At 71.2% G+C, this 20,494-nt stretch carries 18 protein-coding genes, 4 tRNA genes and 1 pseudogene; 11 read left to right on the top strand and 12 right to left on the bottom strand.

Translation table 11 applies throughout. The features are described 5' to 3' along the window. Positions 1-44: 44 nt before the first annotated feature. Complete coding sequence (locus GT045_RS35935; RefSeq protein WP_161336778.1) at positions 45-1,109, top strand: ABC transporter permease; 1,065 nt, start codon at positions 45-47, stop codon at positions 1,107-1,109. 103 nt (positions 1,110-1,212) lie between these two features. On the opposite strand, the gene GT045_RS35930 is transcribed toward GT045_RS35935, so the two are convergent. The 5 genes from GT045_RS35930 to GT045_RS35910 all read right to left on the bottom strand — a co-directional run bounded on the left by GT045_RS35930 (position 1,213) and on the right by GT045_RS35910 (position 4,026). Further along, the gene (locus GT045_RS35930; RefSeq protein ID WP_202529341.1) at positions 1,213-1,893 is read right to left on the bottom strand and encodes a histone deacetylase; all 681 of its coding nucleotides are present in this window, start codon (positions 1,891-1,893) and stop codon (positions 1,213-1,215) included. Positions 1,894-2,023: 130 nt separating this feature from the next. Continuing rightward, a tRNA-Phe gene (locus tag GT045_RS35925) sits at positions 2,024-2,097 on the bottom strand. Positions 2,098-2,121: 24 nt separating this feature from the next. Beyond that, positions 2,122-2,196: transfer RNA gene (locus GT045_RS35920), tRNA-Asp, on the bottom strand. Positions 2,197-2,232: 36 nt separating this feature from the next. After that, positions 2,233-2,305, bottom strand: a tRNA-Glu gene (locus GT045_RS35915). Between the two features lie 80 nt (positions 2,306-2,385). Beyond that, a complete protein-coding gene (locus GT045_RS35910; protein ID WP_161336777.1) occupies positions 2,386-4,026 on the bottom strand; it encodes a metallophosphoesterase in 1,641 nt (546 codons plus the stop codon). A gap of 84 nt (positions 4,027-4,110) precedes the next feature. Between GT045_RS35910 and GT045_RS35905 the strand changes: the two genes are divergently transcribed. The 5 genes from GT045_RS35905 to GT045_RS35885 all read left to right on the top strand — a co-directional run bounded on the left by GT045_RS35905 (position 4,111) and on the right by GT045_RS35885 (position 9,470). Further along, a complete protein-coding gene (locus GT045_RS35905; RefSeq protein ID WP_345942863.1) occupies positions 4,111-4,461 on the top strand; it encodes a metallopeptidase family protein in 351 nt (116 codons plus the stop codon). 165 nt (positions 4,462-4,626) lie between these two features. Further along, complete coding sequence (locus GT045_RS35900) at positions 4,627-5,163, top strand: hypothetical protein (RefSeq protein ID WP_161336776.1); 537 nt, start codon at positions 4,627-4,629, stop codon at positions 5,161-5,163. Positions 5,164-5,443: 280 nt separating this feature from the next. After that, on the top strand, positions 5,444-7,411 hold the full coding sequence (locus tag GT045_RS35895) for a DEAD/DEAH box helicase (protein ID WP_161336775.1): 1,968 nt from the start codon (positions 5,444-5,446) through the stop codon (positions 7,409-7,411). Between the two features lie 363 nt (positions 7,412-7,774). Continuing rightward, positions 7,775-9,298, top strand: a complete 1,524-nt coding sequence (locus GT045_RS35890) for an amino acid permease (RefSeq protein WP_161336774.1) — start codon at positions 7,775-7,777, stop codon at positions 9,296-9,298. 99 nt (positions 9,299-9,397) lie between these two features. Further along, positions 9,398-9,470 (top strand) — tRNA-Lys (locus GT045_RS35885). A gap of 539 nt (positions 9,471-10,009) precedes the next feature. Here GT045_RS35885 and GT045_RS35880 read toward each other — a convergent pair. From GT045_RS35880 to GT045_RS35860, 4 genes are all read right to left on the bottom strand, one after another. Further along, entirely contained in the window at positions 10,010-10,597 is a 588-nt protein-coding gene (locus tag GT045_RS35880; protein WP_161336773.1) for a class IV adenylate cyclase, read from the bottom strand. 11 nt (positions 10,598-10,608) lie between these two features. Beyond that, the gene (locus GT045_RS35875) at positions 10,609-11,271 is read right to left on the bottom strand and encodes an SAM-dependent methyltransferase (protein ID WP_161336772.1); all 663 of its coding nucleotides are present in this window, start codon (positions 11,269-11,271) and stop codon (positions 10,609-10,611) included. A 551-nt stretch (positions 11,272-11,822) separates the two neighbouring features. Then, entirely contained in the window at positions 11,823-12,725 is a 903-nt protein-coding gene (locus GT045_RS35865) for a radical SAM protein (RefSeq protein ID WP_161336770.1), read from the bottom strand. A 105-nt stretch (positions 12,726-12,830) separates the two neighbouring features. Beyond that, the gene (locus tag GT045_RS35860) at positions 12,831-13,523 is read right to left on the bottom strand and encodes a haloacid dehalogenase-like hydrolase (protein WP_161336769.1); all 693 of its coding nucleotides are present in this window, start codon (positions 13,521-13,523) and stop codon (positions 12,831-12,833) included. A gap of 97 nt (positions 13,524-13,620) precedes the next feature. Between GT045_RS35860 and GT045_RS35855 the strand changes: the two genes are divergently transcribed. Both GT045_RS35855 and GT045_RS35850 read left to right on the top strand, forming a co-directional pair. After that, positions 13,621-14,394: a helix-turn-helix transcriptional regulator gene (locus GT045_RS35855; protein ID WP_345942862.1), complete on the top strand. Its 774-nt coding sequence runs from the start codon at positions 13,621-13,623 to the stop codon at positions 14,392-14,394. Next, the gene (locus tag GT045_RS35850) at positions 14,381-14,848 is read left to right on the top strand and encodes an NUDIX domain-containing protein (RefSeq protein ID WP_161336768.1); all 468 of its coding nucleotides are present in this window, start codon (positions 14,381-14,383) and stop codon (positions 14,846-14,848) included. Before GT045_RS35855 ends, GT045_RS35850 begins: the two co-directional genes overlap by 14 nt. Here the strand turns inward: GT045_RS35850 and GT045_RS35845 are convergent. Further along, complete coding sequence (locus GT045_RS35845; protein ID WP_161336767.1) at positions 14,836-15,399, bottom strand: HD domain-containing protein; 564 nt, start codon at positions 15,397-15,399, stop codon at positions 14,836-14,838. The two genes, GT045_RS35850 and GT045_RS35845, sit on opposite strands and share 13 nt — an antisense overlap. 338 nt (positions 15,400-15,737) lie before the next feature. Between GT045_RS35845 and GT045_RS39280 the strand changes: the two genes are divergently transcribed. Continuing rightward, positions 15,738-15,947 (top strand): hypothetical protein, encoded by a 210-nt coding sequence (locus GT045_RS39280; RefSeq protein WP_202529339.1) that lies wholly within the window; start codon positions 15,738-15,740, stop codon positions 15,945-15,947. A 405-nt stretch (positions 15,948-16,352) separates the two neighbouring features. Here GT045_RS39280 and GT045_RS35835 read toward each other — a convergent pair whose 3' ends face one another. Further along, the gene (locus GT045_RS35835; RefSeq protein WP_161336766.1) at positions 16,353-17,039 is read right to left on the bottom strand and encodes a TetR/AcrR family transcriptional regulator; all 687 of its coding nucleotides are present in this window, start codon (positions 17,037-17,039) and stop codon (positions 16,353-16,355) included. A gap of 177 nt (positions 17,040-17,216) precedes the next feature. Between GT045_RS35835 and GT045_RS35830 the strand changes: the two genes are divergently transcribed. Both GT045_RS35830 and GT045_RS35825 read left to right on the top strand, forming a co-directional pair. Beyond that, positions 17,217-17,855 carry an NAD(P)H-dependent oxidoreductase gene (locus GT045_RS35830; RefSeq protein ID WP_161336765.1) on the top strand — a complete coding sequence of 213 codons (639 nt, stop codon included), beginning with the start codon at positions 17,217-17,219 and terminating at the stop codon, positions 17,853-17,855. Between the two features lie 316 nt (positions 17,856-18,171). Next, complete coding sequence (locus tag GT045_RS35825) at positions 18,172-19,605, top strand: DHA2 family efflux MFS transporter permease subunit (RefSeq protein ID WP_345942861.1); 1,434 nt, start codon at positions 18,172-18,174, stop codon at positions 19,603-19,605. Between the two features lie 137 nt (positions 19,606-19,742). Here the strand turns inward: GT045_RS35825 and ribA are convergent. Further along, a pseudogene (gene ribA / locus GT045_RS35820) lies at positions 19,743-20,363 on the bottom strand (GTP cyclohydrolase II); the annotation flags it as partial. Positions 20,364-20,494 lie beyond the last annotated feature (131 nt).

Here is a 20,494-nt window from a genome sequence, read left to right as displayed (position 1 = left end):
TTGACGGGGCGCGGTGATGTATCGATTGCCCTAACTTGTACGGTATGCCGGAGTCGCCCCACGGAGAGCACGGCCGCCCCCCGACCCGCGCGGAACGCTGGGCCGCGTTCCGGGAGTCGCCCTTCCTGCCCGCGACGGTCCTCCTCCTGATCGTCGCCGCCGCGGCCGGCCTCTTCGCCGGTTCGTACACGTTCGCCATGGCCGACCCGACCCCGCACAGCATCCCGACGGCGGTCACCGGTGGCTATGCCGAGCCGGCCGCCCGCCGGTTCGTCGACGGCATGGAGAAGGCCCTGGGCGCCTCCCTGAAGCTGGACGCGTACGACGGACGGGAGGCGGCGGTCCGGGCGGTGGAGGAGCAGCGGGTGTTCGCCGTCTTCGAGGCGCCCGCCGGCAGCCGGACACTCACCCTGGACGTGTCCGGGGCGTCCGGTGCCTCGGTCGCGCAGGTGCTCGCGGAGTCGGCGGGGAAGGTGAGCAAGGCCACGGGCATCCCCGTGGTGGTCCATGACCTGAACCCGCTGCAGAAGGGCGACCCGCGTGGGCTCGCGATCTTCTACATCTCGCTCGCCGCCGTGGTCATCGGGTTCATCGGGGCCATCCAGCTCAGCGTGCACGCGAAGGAACTGAACCCGCTGGAGCGCATCGCCTTCATCGTCGCCTACGCCGTGCTCGGCGGGTTCACGATCGCCGCGGTGGTGGACTGGTGGCTGGGCGCGCTGCGGCTGCCGTTCGTGGAGTCGTGGGCCATCCTCGCGCTGACGATGTTCACGTCCGGCATGGTGTTCACGATGTTCAACACCCTGGTCGGACGCTGGGCCATGCTGCCGACATGGGGGCTGATGGTGCTGCTGGGCAACCCCTCGTCCGGCGGCGCCGTCTCCTGGCCGCTGCTGCCGTCCCCGCTCGGCACGATCGGGCGCTGGCTGCCGCCCGGCGCCTCGGTGAACGCCCAGCACACCGCGGTGTACTTCCGTGGCCACCAGCACGCACTGCCGTTCCTGGTCCTGGCGGCCTGGGCGGTCGTCTCGTGCGCGGTCTTCGTGATCTGGCGCGAGCGCCATCCTGGCGGCCGGCCGGTCCGGCCGGCCCACGCGGCCGAGGGCTAGGGGGTGTGCCGGACGTGCGGCACCGGCGGGGCGGCTTCGGGGTGCCCGCGGGTCCGGCCGTCGCCGGGGGCGATCGACCTCGCCGTACCGGCGGCCGGCCGGGTCAGCGCTGATCCGGGCCGGTGTCGAGGAGGGCGGTGATGTCCCGCGCCGACCAGTGGCCGCTCGCGCCGGGACAGGCCGCGACGTACGAGGCGACCGCCGCCGTGTCCCAGGCGCCGGCGGACAGCAGACCCGCGGCCAGGAACCGCACGTAGGCGGCGGAGGGGGCGACCCATCGCACGTCGTTCATCCCCCACGGCGCGGTGAAGGTCAGTACGGGCAGGTTCTCCAGCCGGCCGGCACACACGAGCGTCTCGTAGCGTCCCTCGCCGAGCACGGCCCGCCGCCGGGTGAGGACCTCCTCCAGGTCCAGGTCCACGTCCGGGGCCCGGTACATCTCCTGGGCCGCGATGTCGGCGAACTGGCCGCTCGTCACCAGATGCGCTCTGGCCAGCACCCGCCCGGCCGGCTGCGGGTCGTAGAAGGCCCGCCCGCCGCCCCACACGGGCGATCTCGTGGCGAAGTACATGGCCCCGGACAGCTCCACCGGGACGGACCGCTCCGGTGGGGCGGGGTCGCGGCATCCCGGGTACTCCCGCCCCGCGCCGGGCGGGCGTCCGCCCGTGATGTACGCGGCGAGCCGCTCCAGGTGCGTGTTGGAGCCGTAGGACGTGTACCAGACCCGCTCGGGGTGCCGGTCGGCCGGCGGCTCCGGGTCGATGCTCGGCAGGGCCTTCACCATGGTCTGCTCCGTCGGCGTACCGGTGGGAGTGGAAGTGGGCGTCGGGTGGGCGTGGGCTGGGCGCGGGGGACACGAAAGAGCCCCTCTCCAGTGTGTCGGAGAGGGGCTCAAGCCCTGGTCAGGGCTGCGGTGGCTGGGGCCGGGGTCGAACCGGCGACCTTCCGCTTTTCAGGCGGACGCTCGTACCAACTGAGCTACCCAGCCACGGTGTTTCACGTGAAACACCAGCGGTCCTGACGGGATTTGAACCCGCGGCCTCCACCTTGACAGGGTGGCGAGCACTCCAAACTGCTCCACAGGACCAAGCTTGTGTGCAACAGTGTCGCACACGATCTTGCGTGCCCCCAACGGGATTCGAACCCGTGCTACCGCCTTGAAAGGGCGGCGTCCTAGGCCGCTAGACGATGAGGGCTATCGGCCCGCCTGGGCGCTTCGCAGCGCGTCGGGGACGTGAGAAGCATATGGGATGGCGAGGGGTATCGCCAAAACGGTTTACGGGGAGGCCGTGGCGGCGCCGGCGGAGGCGGTCCGGCGGGAGGCGGCGGAAGGGGTCCGCGGGGAGGGGGAGGGCGCCCCGGGGGAAAGGGAGGGCGTCCGGGAGGAAGGGGAGGGCGACGGTGTGGCGCCGGGCCGGTTCTCGTCGGCGAGATGACGGCTGACCTCGGCCGTCGTCAGCCCCAGTCCCCCCAGTCTGATCGCGTCCCAGGCCTGCAGCCTGCGGCTGTCCCGGTCGAAATAGAGGATCGATGCCTCGATCGGGGCGGGGTCCTTGTGCTCCACGGCACGCAGTCCGCTGCCGCCGGTCGACCCCTCCATGCGCAGCCGGGTCCCGTACGGCAGCGACTCGGTCCCCTCGTGGTGGAGATGCCCGCAGAGCACCAGCGGCACCGTGCCGTCCGTCTCCCGGGCGGCGGACGGCTCGTGCACCACGGCGACGTCCACCGGGGTGCCGGCCGTCCGCTGTTCGCGCAGGGCACTGGCCAGCCGGTCACCCGCCAGCTCCTCGGACGCCTCACTGCCGGGCGCCACCGAGCGGTCGGGGGTGAACTGCGGATCACCGATGCCCGCGAACCGCAGGCCCGCCACCGTTCGCGCCCGGCCGTCGTCCAGGACGTGCACGTTCTTCATGCGCTCCAGATAGCGCTGGGTCGTCCGCGAGTCGTGGTTGCCGCGCACCCACACGTACGGCACGCCCAGGTCCCGGACCGGGTCGAGGAAGCCGTTCTCGGCCGCACTGCCGTGGTCCATCGTGTCCCCGGAGTCGACGATCACGTTCACCTGGTACTGCTTCACCAGTGAGCCGATGATCTTCCAGCTCGCCGGGTTGAGGTGGATGTCCGACACGTGCAGGACCCGGATGGTGGTGGGGTCCGGCCGGTAGGCGGGGAGGGTGGAGGTGACGTCGTAGAGCTTCGTCACGTTCGTCACCAGGCGCGCCAACTCCTTCTGGTAGACGTCGAACTCCGTGACGATGCTGCGGGCGTTGCCCACCACGGACGGTGCCGAGCCGAGCAGCCCCGAGAACCTCGGCTCCAGGACCGACTTCGGGTTCCAGGTGGCGTACGCCGACACGCCCGAGGCGGCCAGCAGGGCCAGGGCCAGCCCGCCGGCGGCCAGCGCCCGGCGCGGTCGGCGGTAGACGGCGAGGCCGAGGGCCGTGGCGCCCGTGACGACGGCGACGCAGGACCGCACGGCGAGGTCCAGCGTGCCGTGCTCGACGTCCCGGGCGACCTCGCCCTGCAGCCCGGAGAGCCGCTCGGGGTGGTCGACCAGGGCCTGCGAGCGCTCCGGGTCCAGTCGGTCGACGTTCACGTCCAGCCGGACCGGGGCCACGTGGCTGTCGAGGCTGAGCGCGCCCAGCGGGGAGACGTTGATCTTCGTGCCGCCCGTGACGGAGGGACGCAGCGCCATCGTCGTGTCCATCGGGCCGACGGGGGCGCGGACGTCGCCGACGACCAGCAGGCCCAGCCAGGCACCGGCGAGGACGATCGCCCCGAGCCCGAGCCCGCGCAGCCAGGGGCGGGGGCGGCCGGGGAGCCCGGGTGGGGGGAGCGGGCGGGTGCGGGGAGGGCGTGCGGGGTGCGGGATCCGGTTCAGCGTGCGGTGCAGGGCTGCGAGGGGGGCGCGGGCCATTGGGCCCGTATGCCCGTGCCGCCGTGTGGATATGCGACGGTCCGGCACTCTCCCGCGGGGCCGTCCGTACCGGACAATGACCGTGTGCTGGAGATGACGCGCGAGGAGTTCGAGGAACTGGTCGCCGAGGCGCTCGACCGGATTCCGCCGGAGCTGACACGGCTGATGGACAACGTCGCGGTCTTCGTCGAGGACGAACCGCCCGCCGACGACCCCGAGCTGCTCGGGCTCTACGAGGGGACACCGCTGACCGACCGGGGCGAGTGGTACGCGGGTGTCCTGCCGGACCGGATCACCGTCTACCGCGGGCCGACGCTCAGGATGTGCGAGAGCCGGGAGGACGTGGTCGCGGAGGCCGAGGTGACCGTGGTGCACGAGATCGCCCACCACTTCGGTATCGACGACGACCGGCTGCACAGCCTCGGCTACGGGTGAGCGATGCGGTCCGCGGGGCCGGCGGCGGAGCCCGTACGGCCGAGCGCGGCGGCGCGTACGGCTGGGCGTACGGCTGGGCGTCGATGCGCGCGGGGCGCGTGTCCTCTTGCGGGCGGCGGGAGTTGGGGAGGTTGACTTCTTTCCTCGCCCCCGGAGGTGGCCGCCGTGCGCCCTTCGTACGTACCCGTCCGTCTCGCCGTCACGGTCCTGGCCCTCACCGCCGCCGCGGGCTGTGTGAGCGTGGGCGACGACGCGGGCCGGGCCCGGCCCGCCCACTCGGCGGGGCAGCGCGGCGGTGAGGTACCCGACGGCGGCCCGGCGCAGGGCGCAGGCGGCCTCGCCGGGGAGGGCGCGGTGGGTGACGGAAAACACGGGCACGGCGGCAAGTCCGGGCCCGGGGCGTCCGCTCCCGCCTCCGCCACCCCGTCGGGCGCGGGCAGCGTGTCGGGGCCTCCGGCGAAGCCGGGAAAACCCGGGAAGCCCGGTGATCCGGGGCAGACGGTGCCGCCCGGGGACCCGGCGCCGACCAAGGTGCCGCCGACGCCTCCGGCCACCTCCGCCCCGCCCGAGCCGCCGGCCACCACCCCGCCGCCGCCCGTCTCCGAGCCGCCGTCGGCCGAGCCGTCCTCGTCGGCGCACGAGGAGACGGGACCGCAGCTGGTCCAGCGGGAGCCGGCGCCCGCGGCGGGCGTGGCGGTGTGAGGGGGTGCAGGCGTGGCGGTGTGAAGGGGCGCAGGCGTGGCGGTGTGAGGGGGGCGCAGCGGTGATCGCGGGACCGGGCTCATGAAGCTCGGTTTGCGTTTGTGGGTGGTGGGTGCGTATGGTGGTAGATCGTTTGATCCCATTTGCCCGGCGCCATCACAGAGCGCGCCGTGTGGCGCGTACTCTCCTTTGCCGTGGCGGACCGCATCGAGGCGGTCGTGAGCGAATCACGGAGTTGACGGGCGCGTGCCGAAGAGACTCCGGAAGGTTTCGCATTCGCATGTCCGTGTCCAGTACTGACCAGATCGTCGTGTCCGAGAACGAGAACGAACTCCCCGACGTGACGACCGAGGTCACCGAGGCCCCTGAGGCCGCTGACACCACCCCCCAGACCACCTTCGCCGACCTCGGGCTCCCCGAGGGCGTTGTGCGCAAGCTCGCACAGAACGGCGTGACGACCCCCTTCCCGATCCAGGCCGCGACCATCCCGGACGCCCTGCTCGGCAAGGACATCCTCGGCCGTGGCCGCACCGGCTCCGGCAAGACCCTCTCCTTCGGTCTGCCCACCCTGGCGCAGCTGGCCGGCGGCCGCACCGAGCGGAAGCGGCCCCGCGCCGTCATCCTCACCCCCACCCGTGAGCTGGCCATGCAGGTCGCGGACGCCCTCCAGCCGTACGGCGACGTCGTCGGCCTGAAGATGAAGGTCGTCTGCGGCGGTACGTCCATGGGCAACCAGATCTACGCCCTGGAGCGCGGCGTCGACATCCTCGTCGCCACCCCGGGCCGGCTGCGCGACATCATCAACCGCGGCGCCTGCTCCCTGGAGGACGTCCAGATCACCGTTCTGGACGAGGCCGACCAGATGTCCGACCTGGGCTTCCTGCCCGAGGTCACCGAGCTGCTCGACCAGGTCCCGGCCGGCGGCCAGCGGATGCTCTTCTCCGCCACCATGGAGAACGAGATCCAGACCCTCGTCGACCGCTACCTGAAGGACCCCGTCTCCCACGAGGTGGACGCGGCCCAGGGCGCGGTGACGACCATGTCGCACCACATCCTCATCGTGAAGCCCAAGGACAAGGCGCCGGTCACCGCCGCGATCGCCTCCCGCAAGGGCCGCACGATCATCTTCGTCCGCACCCAGCTGGGCGCCGACCGCGTCGCCGAGCAGCTGCGCGACGCCGGTGTGAAGGCCGACGCGCTGCACGGCGGCATGACCCAGGGCGCCCGTACCCGCACCCTGGCCGACTTCAAGGACGGTTACGTCAACGTCCTGGTCGCCACCGACGTCGCCGCGCGCGGCATCCACGTCGACGGCATCGACCTGGTCCTGAACGTGGACCCGGCCGGCGACCACAAGGACTACCTGCACCGCGCCGGCCGTACCGCCCGCGCGGGCCGTACCGGCACGGTCGTCTCCCTGTCCCTGCCGCACCAGCGGCGCCAGATCTTCCGCCTGATGGAGGACGCCGGCGTCGACGCGGCCCGCCACATCATCCAGGGCGCCGGCGCCTTCGACCCGGAGGTCGCCGAGATCACCGGCGCCCGCTCCATGACCGAGGTCCAGTCCGAGTCCGCCGCCAACGCCGCCCAGCAGGCCGAGCGCGAGGTCGCCGACCTCGCCAAGCAGCTGGAGCGTGCCCAGCGGCGCGCGACCGAGCTGCGCGAGGAGGCCGACCGGCTGGTGGCCCGGGTCGCCCGTGAGCGTGGCGAGGACCCCGAGGCCGCGGTGGCCGAGGCCCAGGCGACGGCCGCCGAGGAGCTGGCCGTGGCCGAGGAGCCGGCGGAGCGCGTGGCCGAGCGCGAGGAGCGTCCGGCGGCGGCGCCGTACGAGCGCCGGGAGCGCCGTGACGACCGCGGTGGCCGTGGCTTCGAGCGCCGTGACGACCGTCGGGACGACCGGGGTGGCCGCACCTTCGAGCGTCGTGACGACCGTGGCGAGCGTCGTCCCTTCGACCGTGACCGGGACCGTGACCGCGGTTTCGAGCGTCGTGACGACCGCGGTGGCCGCACCTTCGAGCGCCGTGACGACCGTGGCGGCTTCCGCCGTGACGACCGTGGTGGCTTCCGCCGCGACGAGCGGAGCGGGCACCGGGGCAGCGACCGCCCCTTCAACCGCGACCGCCGTGACGACCGCCCGGGCTTCCGCACCGGCGGCCACGACCGCCCCAACGGCCGTCGTGACGACCACCGTGGCACCGGCTCCTTCGGCCGCCGCGAGGACAAGCCGCGCTGGAAGCGCAACGGCTGACACCGAGTGAGCTGAGCGAGCAGCCACCAGGCTGTGGGAGGGCCCGTACGACTCCGGTCGTACGGGCCCTTCCGGCTCCCGGGGCCGGGAAGCCCGAGGGTGGGGCCGAGGGGCCGGCCGGAAGGCGGGGCCGAGGGGCGGCCGGAAGGTGAGGCCGAGGGGCGGCCGGAAGGTGAGGCCGAGGGGCGGCCGGAAGGTGAGGCCGAGGGGCGGCCGGAAGGTGGCCGAGGAGCCGGCCGGAAGGTGAGGCCGAGGAACCGGCCGGAAGGGCCGCAAGGGCTCCCTCCGGCCGCAGCGATTTCAGACCCCCTCCAGATCCCGAGTGACGCATGTCACGCCGTCGGTGAGGGAATTGCTGGGGGCATGACAGATGACGCGAGCGTGAGCGGACAGCGGGGGACGCCCGGCCCGTCGGACGAGGAACGGCTGGCCCAGCTCGGCTACACCCAGGTCCTCGCCCGCCGGATGTCGGCGTTCTCCAACTACGCCGTCTCCTTCACGATCATCTCGGTGCTCTCCGGCTGCCTGACCCTCTACCTCTTCGGCATGACCACCGGCGGCCCGGCGGTGATCACCTGGGGCTGGGTGGCGGTCGGCCTCATGACCCTGTTCGTGGGACTGTCGATGGCCGAGATCTGCTCCGCGTACCCGACCTCGGCCGGCCTGTACTTCTGGGCCCACCGGCTGGCGCCCGCCCGCTCGGCGGCGGCCTGGGCGTGGTTCACGGGCTGGTTCAACGTGCTCGGCCAGGTCGCGGTGACCGCGGGCATCGACTTCGGCGCGGCCTCCTTCCTGGGCGCCTACCTGAACCTCCAGTTCGACTTCCGGGTGACCCCGGGCCGTACCGTCCTGCTCTTCGCCGCGATCCTGCTGCTGCACGGGCTGCTGAACACCTTCGGCGTCCGCATCGTCGCGCTCCTGAACAGCGTGAGCGTGTGGTGGCACGTCCTCGGTGTGGCGGTGATCGTCGGCGCGCTGGCACTGGTCCCCGACCACCACCGGTCGGCGTCCTTCGTCTTCACCCGGTTCGTCAACGAGACGGGCTGGGGCAGCGGCTCGTACGTCGTCCTCCTCGGCCTCCTCATGGCGCAGTACACCTTCACCGGTTACGACGCCTCCGCCCACATGACCGAGGAGACTCACGACGCGGCGACGGCGGGCCCGAAGGGCATCGTCCGCTCCATCTGGACGTCCTGGATCGCCGGCTTCGTCCTCCTCCTCGGCTTCACCTTCGCGATCCAGTCCTACGGCGCGGAGCTGGCCTCCCCGACCGGCGCGCCCCCCGCCCAGATCCTGCTGGACGCGCTGGGGGCGACGACGGGCAAGCTGCTGCTGCTGGTCGTGATCGGTGCCCAGCTCTTCTGCGGCATGGCGTCGGTGACGGCCAACAGCCGCATGATCTACGCCTTTTCCCGGGACGGCGCGCTGCCCTTCTCCCGTGTCTGGCACACGGTCAGCCCGCGCACCCGCACCCCCGTGGCCGCGGTCTGGCTGGCCGCGCTCGGCGCGCTGGTCCTCGGCCTGCCGTACCTGATCAACACGACGGCCTACGCGGCGGTGACGTCGATCGCGGTCATCGGCCTCTACATCGCGTATGTCATCCCGACGTTGCTCCGCGTCCGCAAGGGCGCCGCCTTCGAACGCGGGCCCTGGCACCTGGGCCGCTGGTCGGGCGCGATCGGGGTCGTCTCGGTGGCCTGGGTGGTGGTGATCACGGTCCTCTTCATGCTCCCCCAGGTCTCCCCGGTCACCTGGAAGACCTTCAACTACGCCCCGGTCGCCGTCCTGGTCGTCCTCGGTTTCGCGGCCACCTGGTGGCTGGCCTCGGCCCGGCACTGGTTCCTCGCGCGCACTCCCGCGGGCACGGCCGTACCGGCCCAAAAGTGACCATCACGCCACCCGGGCCGACACCGACGCGGCCGTGACCCCGATACCCGATCGGCGACACGGCCTCGTCCGGCTATGCTCGGACAGGCAACATCGCCTGGGCCCTTAGCTCAATTGGCAGAGCAGTGGACTTTTAATCCATTGGTTGTGGGTTCGAGTCCCACAGGGCCTACGGTCCGCAGGCGGGCTACATGCCCTATGACCTGCTACGCAGCGCTCGGGTCGGCTTCGGTCGACTCGGGCGCTGCTCCGTTTTCGGGCTCTCGCGTGAGCGATGCGTGAGCGGATGCGCCTGTGTCCTGCGGATCGGGCGGGACCGAGGCGGACGGTTCGGCGGCTGCCGACGGGACCGGGGGATCAGCTTCGCCGCCGTCTCGGCGATCTCACGGTCCAGTTCGGGGTGCAGGCTCGTGTACGTGTACGAGGTCAACGTGCTGGTGGAGTGCCGGAGCGTCTCCTTCACCGGGTGGACGCCGCCACCGCCTCCGTGCGTGAGCGTCGCGGCCACGTGGCGCAGGTGCCGCAGGGTGATGGGCGGCAGGTCGGTCGTGGCGGGGATGCGGCGGAAGGTCTCCGGGACCGTCTCCGGGTGGATCCAGGAGCCGTCCTCCTTCGTGAGCGGGGGTAACCCGCCCGGGCGAATTCCGCGATCCCGGGGATCACCCTGTGCTGAAGGCGATTTCCGTCATGATGTTTCGTCGGCTCCCTCGATCAGGATCCCTGGGCCAGCGCGGAAGCACTCTCCTGCTTCTCGCTGTCGGAGAACAGCAGGGTGGGTTCGGCAAGGATGTCCCGGCCGGCCTCGCTCTTGTAGATCTCGTCGACGCTGCCGAACCGGGCCTGGGAGTAGTCGAGCCCCAGAAGATCGGCGGCCTGGCGAACGGACGCCTCGTCGGGCCCCTCGATCTCCAGGAACGTGGGGAGGTCGGGCCAGGTGTCGAAGTCGAAGGCGACCTCTCCCAGGCGCCACTCCTCGCGGTAGTTCTCCTGGTAACGGACCTCGGTGAGGCCGACCCGGCGGAGGATGTCGGCCATGGCGTGCAGGTCGGCGACCTCGGTCTCGATCTCCTTGGTGCCGTCGATCGTCGTGGCGTCGGTGACCTGCTTGAGCGTGAGCGTCGAGCGGGTGCCCTCGTCCCGCAGGCGGAGCCACGCCCCGCCGTCGAGAGAGTCGTTCTCGAAGATCTTGCGGGTGAGGAGGGTGCGGGGGAGCGCCTGGGCGGCGCCGAGGGCGATCAGCTTGGCCTGCAGGCCGGTGACGTCGGCGGCCAGAAACTTCGCCTCGTACTCGTGCTTCATTGATCCTTCTCTCAGAGACGGTCGGTGAGGGTGGACGAACGGGCCGCCAGGAGCAGGCCCATGCGATGGATGTGGTCGTGTGGCTGGCCGATGTGAGGCCGCTCGGTGAATTCGCTCGTGCGCAAGGTGAGCAGCACGTCCCAGTCCCCGAGGAAGTGACGGTGCAGGCGCTCAGGAGAGGTGTAGTGCTCCACCAAGTGCTGGCGCTTTTCCACGGGCATCATGAACTCCGCACCGAACACACCGCCCGGGCGGACCAGGCGCTGCATGCGGTCGACGAACTCGGCGAGCGGGCGGTGGTGGTTGGCACTGTAGTGCCACGAGCAACTCGTCCAGACCGCCTCGCACGGCACGTCCAGAGGTTCCTCCGCGAGGAAGTCCCCTTCGATCACCTGCACACGGTCGTGGAGTTCCTCCAGCCTGAGCCGGTCGATCAACCCCATGGCGTGCACCTGGCTGTCACCCGGGAGGCGTACCTCACCTCCGTGCACGGCGAGCGCGTCGCGTTCGATGGCCACTACGCGGTACCCGGCGGCGGTCAGGGGCAGGACGAACTTGCCGTCGCTGGCACCGACGACCGCGACGGTGGCGTCAGGAGCAACACGTTCCCGCAGGGTCGCGAGGAACTGCGGAAAGAAGGTGAGGGTGTGCTCCCACAAGCTCTGTGTCTGCATGGGAGGGCGCTCCTTGCGTATCGGTGGCGGTGATCACGCGGAGGACCTCTTCGGGGGTGAGCCCCGTGGTGTGGATGCGTCGCATCGGGAACGAGGCGTAGGCATCCGCCACTTGGTCCGTGACGGTCTCCGTCAGCGCGTCCCATCGCGATATCGGCTTGGCCCGGGCTGTGAGGCGGCGCCGGCGTTCGTCGTCAGCGCAGACGAGGTAGTACGTGACGGGAGTCGGCAGCCAGGCCGGCAGAGTGACGCCGAGCCGGGCGCCCAGGACGCGGTGGCTGGTGAGGCATCGGGCAAAGTAGCTCTCCACGACAACCGGAACGCCGCTTATGAGGTGGCACTGGATCTCTTCGGCTGCTGTGAACAGTGCGGAGAGGTAGAGGCACATCCGGGCTTCGACGTTCGTCCGCCTGTCCACCTCGCCCCGGAGGGGCTGGTAGAAGGCAGGCACGGTAGGGACAAGGACGGCTTGACGGGCCGCGGCGAGCATCGGAGCGATCGTCGACTTACCGGTGCCCCGTAAGCCTTCCAGGCTCTCGAATCTCGCCTGGTCAGGCACGGGCGTACACCACGTCCGGTACGGAGAGCGTGAGCTCGTCGGTGGCGGAGGGCCTGTGGACGATGCGGTTCGCGGCTTTCTCGTACCAGAACGCGTGGGCGTCCTTGCCCACCGCCTTGCACGACATGGTGAGCGCACCGCGTGGGTCGGCCTCGATCCGATCGATCTCGCGGGGCCCGCCGGATGGACCGCAGATCTCTGGCGCGCCGGACTCGGAGAGGTCCTCGTCGACGATCACTTCAAGCGGCAGCCCGGGCCGCGCGAGCTCTTCGCGGAGCCGGCCGTAGGCGGTCGTTTCCGTGACCAGCAGCTCGGGGTGAGCGGCGGCATTGCCTACCGGCCTCAGGTGGTGGAGCTTCAGTTGCCGGACTCCGAGCTGCCCGAGGACGCTGGCGAGAGGAAGGACCTCGCCGATGTTTCGAGAGGTCACGGTCATGGTCGCGCCCGTCGGAACACCGAGGTCCCGTGCCAGACCGAGTGAGCTGAGGGCGCTCTGGTAGCTGCCGCGCTTGCGGATGCCGTCGTTGGTCGAGCCGACACCCTCCAGGGAGACTCGGAGCAGGTCCAGGTACGGAGCGATCTCGGTCAGGCGGCGCTCGATCCGGTATCCGTTGGTGCAGATCTCGACGCGCTGACCCAGTTCCTGCTTGGCGTGCCGGACGACCTGCGCCAGCTCCCGGTGGACGAACGGTTCCCCGCCGAGGAGGGTGACGGCCTCCGTGCCGTACTCGTCTCGCATCAGGGAGAGAAGACTGGCGGCTTCCTCGGTGGTGAACGCGTCGGCGTACTGAAGCCGCTTGCCGTGGAAGCAGTGCAGGCACGTGAAGTTGCAGCGGTACAGCAGCTGCAGGTACAGCATCCGGATCTTCCTGATCCCGGTGACTTCCCCGATCACATGGGCTCCTTCGGCTGACTGCCTGGTGGGAACCCCGATGGTGGCGGCCTGCCAGGGGACCTCGTCACCGCGTTCGGGGACGGTCCGAGGACGTCCTGGGACGTTTTACGCTCCCGCGAAGGACTCCAGAATGCCGAGAACCCGCCTGGTGTCCGACAGGTCGGGCAGGATCTCGTGGGCGCCGGCAGCGGCCAGCTCCTCGGCACTGTGGACACCAGAGGCGACCGCAAGGATTGCGGACCCGGTGGCCAAGGCGGCTTCCACGTCGCGGGGGGTGTCTCCCACCAGGGCGACGGGCACATGGCCCGGAACGTCACGGAGCCGCTGTATGCGTTCACGCGCGACCGCGACAAGTTCGGGACGGAGCTCGGCGTCCGCTCCGTAGGCGCCGGCAGGCAAATCCAACAGCGAGTCGAGGCCGAAAGCGGAAAGCTTCACCTGAGCGTTGGCGGCGATGTTGCCGGTCAGCACAGAGGAGACCCAGCCGCTTCGCGCGGCAGCGGCCTTCAGCACCTCGTGAACCCCTGGCAAAGCCGTCCCACGCAGGCGCAGATCATCAAGGCGGTCATGCCCTGCTTGCGCAAGCGTGGCCTCGATGACGGACCATTCGGGTACAGGTAGCCCGTCCCGAAGGAACATGTCGCGCACGATGAGTCGATCCGTGCGCCCCTCGGTACGCGCCGGCTCCGACGGTTCGCGTCCCGCGAGTGACGAGAAGGCAGCAGCGTAGATCTCTTTGCTGACCCCCGCGTTCTCGATGAGGGTGTGGTCGATGTCCCACAGGACGATGAGCTCCATGGCGCCAGGGTAGGCAGTCGGTTCGGTGCTCTGCTTCCGTGACGGCGTCCCAAAACGTCCTTGCGCGATCATGCACCGGGCCGCTTCCATGGCGCCTGTGAACGACCGACTGCACTCTGTGCTCGCGCAGCGCGGCGTCTCGCCCGAATCGCTCGCGGAAGTCTGCGAGGTGGACCCCAAGACGGTGAGCCGGTGGCTGGGAGGGCGCGTTCCACACGCACGGCATCGCTTCCGCGTCGCCCGCCACCTGCGCGTGGAGGAGACCTTCCTTTGGCCGGCGTCGCCTCGACGGTCCGGCCGACCACGTGACGGGTTAGGCACCGAACTGGTCGGCACCTACCAGAACCGTGCCAGCGTGCCGCGGGACGTCTGGCTCTCGCTGTTGCGAGAGGCCCAGCACGAGATCAGCGTCCTCGTTTTCTCCGGCACGTTCTTCGCGCAGTCCAATCCGCACGTGTCCAAGATGCTTGCCGAGCGCGCGGCGGAGGGGGTCCGGGTGCGCCTGTGCTTCGGCGATCCGGACGGTCAGGCAGTCGCGATCCGAGGCCGCGAAGAGGGAATCGGCGACACCCTTGCCGCCAAGATCCGGGCATCCCTGACGTACTACCGGCCCCTGCTGGGCGAAGCTGGGTGCGGCGTACGCCTCCACGACACCACGCTCTACACGTCCATGTTCCGCTACGACGACAACCTTCTGGTCAACCCCCACATCTGGGGGCAACCGGCCAGCGCCAACCCCCTGCTCCACCTCAAGAGGACAGAGGGGACTGGGTGGTTCGACAACTACGCTCAGAGCTTCGATGCCGTGTGGGCCGCCGCGCGGCCGTGGACACCCGACCACGAGAGGACCACCGCCCATGGGCAGGACTGAGTACTACAACGACCCGGCCGCCCCGAAGGCAAACACCCTCATCCCGGCCAGCAACCTGCTCGTCGCCGACGACACCGGAGCCATCCTCCTCCAGCGCCGCCGTGACACCGGCCAGTGGGCACTACCCGGAGGCGCACAGGACATCGGCGAGACCGCGGCAGAGTGCGCGGTACGCGAGTGCCTGGAAGAGACCGGCATCGTCGCCGAGATCACCGGCTTCCTCGGCGTCTACACCAACCCGAACCACATCGTCGCCTACAGCGACGGAGAGATCCGCCAGCAGTACGAGAACACGTACATCGGCCGCCCCGTCGGCGGAGCTCCCACGATCAACGATGAGGCCGACGGCGTTCGCTTCGTCCAGCCGGCCGACCTCGACCAGTACGACATCCACCCGAGCATGCGCCAGCAGATCGGGGACTACCTGGCCGGCACCTATCCCTACCTCGGCTGAGCCGCCAGCGCCGCCTCGATCCGCCGCACAGAGGAGAGAATCTCTGGCGCGGCACGGCGGATGAACCGGCCAACCACACTGTCCGCGCCGTAGCGACTGATGATCTCTGCGATCCGCTCCTGCGCACTGGTCCGGCCGCCGCCGGGCGTCGTCGTCATGTCGCAGTACACGAGAGCGTCCACCAGCAACGGCTCCGCGAGCAACGGAAACTCCGACGCCAACTCGTCCCGGAGCCCCCGCTCCTCGGCCTCCAGCAGGGCGAAAGAGTGGTTCGCGACCAGCCGCACCAGCCGCTCGTCGGCCCCATGCTCGTCGCGAAGGAACCTTGCCCCGTCCAGCGGGTGGAACCCGGTCACGGCCAGCCGCGGGGCGTAACCGACGTCGTGGAGCGTGGCGGCAGCCACGAGAAGGGCGCCGTTCTCCCCAAGAAGACGCTGGACTTCGGTGGCACGCTCGGCTACCCCTCGCGTATGGGCCCACCTCCGGGGAAGCTCAGCGGCGAGCTCGGATTCCGCTACCTGCGTCGCCCACGTCGTGATCAGATCGGCCATGTCTGGCTTCATGCCCTCAAGATCTCTCGAACACGCCATGGCTGGCTGCCTGAGGCTGCCTGCTGAGAAGGGGATCTGCGGCCTGGTGGCCGTGAGTGACCGCAACCGCCGCGCCGAAGCCGTCCGCCGACGTGGCCATCGCAGCCTCGACACCCACGCAACAGAACAGGAGCCGCCGGGTGGCCAGCGCGGATTCGAGTGCCAGGCATCAGACACTTCGGCATCTGGATGGCACGTGCTCTACCGTTCGGTGGTCGCTTCTGCGGGTCCACCGGACCTCGAACAGCGTCAGGCGTGGATCTCCTCGGCAGCGCAACACAAAGCGTCACGCCGCCCTCGTGGTGGCAAAACTGCAGCTTGCCGAGGCGCAGGTCGACACCAAGGGCGTCGGTGGGCTCCGCAGTCTCGCCGCACTGCTCACCAAGATCGGCAACAGCTACGCTGCCAGAACGCTGGCAGGCTTCTGCCGGAGCAGAGACTTCGAGGGATGGTTCCGGTGGCTAATCGAGAAGGACTTCGTCGGGTTGCCGTGGTCTTCGCTGCAATAGCAGCGCTCTGCCTGGCCGTGCTGACGGGGCTTCCCGCAGGCGTCCAGACCGTCTTGGCGTGAAGCAGTAGTACCGCGCTCACATTGGTGGAAACGCGCTGTTCGGCAGGCTCTTTTGCGTGAGCGATGCGTGAGCGGATGGTGTGGCACGAGCCGTACCGCACCTCATGAAGCACGCACTTGACCAGGTGGTTCCGGACGCCGAGGCAGAGTCCGGAACCACCCAGCAAGCCTTGGCCAGGACTTTTGATCCATTGGTTGTGGGTTCGAGCCCCACAGGGCCTACGGACGAAGGCAGGGGACACCCCTCTGACCTGCCGCGCGGCGCCCGGGGCGACTTCGGTCGGCTCGGGCGCCGCGGTGTTTTCGGGGGTGCCGGGAGTCCGCCGGCCTGGTGGTGGGGGCGTCAACCCGTGCGGTAGGCCCGCAGGAACGCGGCCACCGCGCCCGTGATGAGGCGGTCCGTCTCCTCCGCCGGCAGGGGCAGGACGCCGTAATGGGTGGTCTGGACGATCCGGTGCGAGGTCAGGGCCGAGAAGTGGCTCGCGGCCAGTGCGGCGTCGCCGTGGAGGTCCAGCAGGCCGGCGTCCTCCAGGCGCACCATCGCCTCGGTGAGGGCCCGGCCGACCGGTTCCGGGCCGGCCTCCAGCCATGCGTCGAGCACCTCCGGCGGCACGTGGTCGGCCTCCGCGTGGATGTGGCGCACCAGCGCGAAGTGGTTCGCGTAGTCGGTCATGAGGCCGGTGAAGGCGCGGGCCAGGGAGACCAGGTCGCGCTCCAGGTCGTCCGCGCGGGGCGGGCGCTGCGGGTCGAGCACGGTGTGCAGCCGGGCCAGTTGGGCGTCCCGCACTTCGCTCGACGTCCAGATCACGACCGTCTGGAAGAGCTGCGCCTTGCCGCCGGGGAAGTGGTTGTAGAGCGTGCGCGTGGAGACGCCGGCCGCGGCGGCGAGCGCGTCGACGGAGGCGCGCGCGTACCCCTCGCGGCCGAAGACCGTGCACGCCGCGCTCGCGATGGCCATCTGTTTCTGGAGTTTGCGCGGTGGTACCTCGCGCCGCGCCCGCTCCAGCCGGGAGTCGTTCGTCTCGCCCACGTCTGCCTCCTTGACGACCAGGCAACTCTAACCGAACTACAACGGGCGTTGTAATTTCTACAACGACCGTTGTACTTTGCTGGTGGTGCGGTCGCCCGGAACGCGGCCCGCCGGTCACCGACGCGCCCACGGGAGTGCCGGAAAGACCCGTTCACACATCAACGAGGGGGACCCCCCATGTCCGTTGCCGCTGCCACTGCCGCCACCGGAGCCCGTACCGCCGAGGACCGTCCGCTGCGCGTCGCCGTCATCGTCGGCAGCGTCCGCGAGGGACGCCAGGGCCGGGCCGTCGCCGACTGGTTCCTCGGCGCCGCCGCGGACGCCGGCCCCGGTACGGAGTTCGACGTCGTCGACCTCGCCGAGGTGGACCTGCCGTTGGTGCTGCCCGGCTGGGGCGGCACGCCGGGCCCCGAGACCGTCGCCGTGCTGCGGGACGTCTCACCGCGGCTCGCCGCCGCCGACGCGTTCGTGGTCGTCACGCCCGAGTACAACCACAGCTTTCCTGCGGCCCTGAAGAACCTGCTCGACTGGCACTCGCGCGAGTGGCAGGCCAAGCCGGTCGGGTTCGTGTCGTACGGCGGCCTCGGCGGCGGTCTGCGTGCGGTCGAGCAGCTGCGGCTGGTCTTCGCCGAGCTGCACGCCGTGACCGTGCGCGACTCGGTCAGCCTGCACGGCCCCTGGTCCGGCCTCGGTGAGGACGGCGCTCCGCGCGACGCCGTGGTCTGCGCCGGCGCCGCCAAGGGCATGCTGGGCCAACTGTCCTGGTGGGCCCGGACGCTGCGCACCGCGCGCGCCGAGCGTCCCTACGCGGGCTGAGGGGCGGGCGATGAGCACCCTCCGCCCTCACGGCACCGCCCGGCCGGTTCCCCCGGCCGACACGGCGGCAGCACCTCCGGCCGACGCGGCGGCAGCACCTCCGGCTGATGCGGTGGTAGAGCCTCCGGCCGGTGCGGTGGCAGCAGCTCCGGCCGGTGGGACGGCACCCTCGGCCGACGCGGCGGCAGCACCCCCGGCCGGTGCGGTGGCAGTATCCCCGACCGGCACGGCGGCAGCAGCTCCGGCCGGTGGGACGGCACCCTCGGCCGACGCGGTGGCATCCTCGGCCGACGCGGTGGCGCCCTCCGCCGATGCAGTGGCGTCTCCGGCCCTCCTCCGCCGTGTCGCCACCGTCGTCGTCATCGGCAGCACGATGGCCGTGCTCGACATGACGATCGTCAACGTCGCGCTGCGCCACCTCTCGGAGTCCTTCGGCACCCCGCTGGAGACCATCCAGTGGACCGCGACCGCCTACACGCTCGCGCTGGCCGCGGTCATCCCGACCGCCGCCTGGGCGATGAGCCGGATCGGCGCCAAGCGCACCTACGTGCTCGCGCTCACCCTGTTCACGCTGGGCTCCCTGCTCGCCGCCTGCGCCTGGGACGCGGGCAGTCTGATCGCGTTCCGGGCCGTGCAGGGGCTGGGCGGCGGGCTGTTGCAGCCGGTCGGCATGGCGATGGGCATGCGGGTCGCGGACCGGGCCCGGCTCGGCCGGGCGATGGCGCTGCTGGGGCTCCCCGTCCTGGTGGGCCCGGTGGCCGGTCCGGTGCTCGGCGGCTGGCTGGTGGACGCCGCCTCCTGGCAGTGGATCTTCCTGATCAACCTCCCCGTGGGCGCCCTGGCCCTGTTCCTCGCCTCCCGCCTGCTGCCGGCGGACGCACCCTCCGCATCCGCATCCGCATCCGCAGCCGCAGCCGCCACCGCCGGTGCCGCCCGGCCCCGGCTGGACGTGCCCGGCCTGCTGATGCTCTCGCCCGGCCTGGCCCTGCTCCTGTTCGGCCTGGCCCGCGGTGGCGAGCGCGGGGACTTCACGGCGGCCGGCACGCTGGTGCCGGCGCTGGTGGGCGCCGTGCTCGCCGCGGCGTTCGTCCGGCGGGCGCTCACCGTCCGCGCGCCGCTGCTGGACCTGCGGCTGCTGCGGGACCGCACCTTCGCCGCGGGCATCGGCACGCTCGCCCCGTTCACCTGCGGCTATTTCGGATCGATGCTGCTCGGGCCGCTGTACTGGCAGCAGGAACGGGGGATGAGCGCGGCGGCGGCCGGCCTGCTCGGGGCACCGGCCGGGCTCGTGGTCGGTGTCACGATGCAGGTCGCGGCACGGCACGTCGACCGGGTCGCACCGCGCCGGCTGATAGCGACGGGGTGCGCGGTGGGCGCCCTCGGCATGGCGCTGCTGGCCTGGCAGACGGGAGTGCCGGGGGTGGCCTCCTGGCGGATCGTCGGCGCGAGCATGATCATGTGCGTGGGGGCCGGAATGACGCTGATGCCGGCGATGGCCACCGCGACCCGCGGTCTGCCCCCCGGCCGGCTGGCCGGGGCGAGCACCGCCCTGAGCATCAACGCCCAGCTGGCCGCGTCGGCCGGTACGGCCCTGCTGTCGGTGGTGCTGGGCGCGACGGGCCCGGGACCGGCCGGTTTCCGGCTCACGTACGCCGTGGCGGCCGGGCTGCTCGTCCTCGGCGTCCTCGCGGCGCTCCGCCTCCCGGCCCGGGCCGGGGCCGAGGCCGGGGCCGGGGCCGGACCCGGCTAACCGGCCGTCAGCTCGGCCACCTCCGTCAGCCCGGGCAGCTCCGGCCCTTCCCCCAGCCCGGAAAGCTCGCGCGGCTCCGGCCCTTCCGGCAGCGCAGTAAGCCTGGGCCCTTCCCCCAGCCCCGGTCGCTCCGGACGTTCCGTCAGTTCCGCCAGTGGCAGCGTGTGCCGGGTGTGGAGCACCTTGGCCCGCAGGTAGCGCACGTTGTGGTCCGTGGTGAAGACGCCGGTCGGCACCCGGTCCCGTACGGCGACTCCCAGCGTGCGCAACTGCTGCGCCTTGTCGGGGTTGTTGGACAGCAGGTCCAGCTCCGTGACGCCGAGGGCGGCGAGCATCTGGGCGGCGGCCGTGTAGTCGCGGGCGTCCTCCGGGAGGCCGAGGGCGGTGTTCGCCGCGTAGGTGTCGAGTCCCTGGTCCTGGAGGGCGTACGCGTCGAGCTTGTTGTACAGGCCGATGCCCCGGCCCTCCTGGCGGAGGTAGAGCAGGACGCCGCCGCGGTCGGCGATGCGCTCGACCGCCTCGCGCAGCTGCGGGCCGCAGTCGCAGCGGGCCGAGCCGAACACGTCCCCGGTCAGGCACTCGGAGTGCAGGCGGACCAGCGGGACCGGCCCGGGCTCGCCGAGGACGACGGCGAGGTGCTCCCGGCCGTCGGTGAGACCGTGGAAAGTGACGAGTTCGGCGTCGGCGCGGTAGCCGTCGGCGAAGCGCAGCGGTACCCGGACGCGGGCACGCGGGGTGGCGGCGGGGATGTCGGGCATGCGGGTCCCTCCGAGGCGATTGCTTCATATTTGAAGCAGTGATCCGCGTGGACCCTATCGCATACTTAAAAATTGAAGCAATCGCCGCAGGGGGCTGCTCAGGAGGCGCCCAGGAGGCGCCCAGGAGGCGC

Origin of the sequence: Streptomyces sp. SID486, assembly GCF_009865385.1 — a bacterium.
GTDB lineage: Bacteria > Actinomycetota > Actinomycetes > Streptomycetales > Streptomycetaceae > Streptomyces.
Note: the sequence above shows the minus strand (reverse complement) of the source record. Positions and strands in the feature narration are given on the sequence as shown.

Coding starts and splice junctions, on each gene's coding strand:
- GT045_RS35935 (WP_161336778.1), top strand. CDS start 45: ATGCCGGAGTCGCCCCACGGAGAGCACGGCCGCCCCCCGACCCGCGCG.
- GT045_RS35930 (WP_202529341.1), bottom strand. CDS start 1,893: ATGGTGAAGGCCCTGCCGAGCATCGACCCGGAGCCGCCGGCCGACCGG.
- GT045_RS35910 (WP_161336777.1), bottom strand. CDS start 4,026: ATGGCCCGCGCCCCCCTCGCAGCCCTGCACCGCACGCTGAACCGGATC.
- GT045_RS35895 (WP_161336775.1), top strand. CDS start 5,444: ATGTCCGTGTCCAGTACTGACCAGATCGTCGTGTCCGAGAACGAGAAC.
- GT045_RS35890 (WP_161336774.1), top strand. CDS start 7,775: ATGACAGATGACGCGAGCGTGAGCGGACAGCGGGGGACGCCCGGCCCG.
- GT045_RS35880 (WP_161336773.1), bottom strand. CDS start 10,597: ATGAAGCACGAGTACGAGGCGAAGTTTCTGGCCGCCGACGTCACCGGC.
- GT045_RS35875 (WP_161336772.1), bottom strand. CDS start 11,271: ATGCAGACACAGAGCTTGTGGGAGCACACCCTCACCTTCTTTCCGCAG.
- GT045_RS35860 (WP_161336769.1), bottom strand. CDS start 13,523: ATGGAGCTCATCGTCCTGTGGGACATCGACCACACCCTCATCGAGAAC.
- GT045_RS35850 (WP_161336768.1), top strand. CDS start 14,381: ATGGGCAGGACTGAGTACTACAACGACCCGGCCGCCCCGAAGGCAAAC.
- GT045_RS35845 (WP_161336767.1), bottom strand. CDS start 15,399: ATGGCCGATCTGATCACGACGTGGGCGACGCAGGTAGCGGAATCCGAG.
- GT045_RS35830 (WP_161336765.1), top strand. CDS start 17,217: ATGTCCGTTGCCGCTGCCACTGCCGCCACCGGAGCCCGTACCGCCGAG.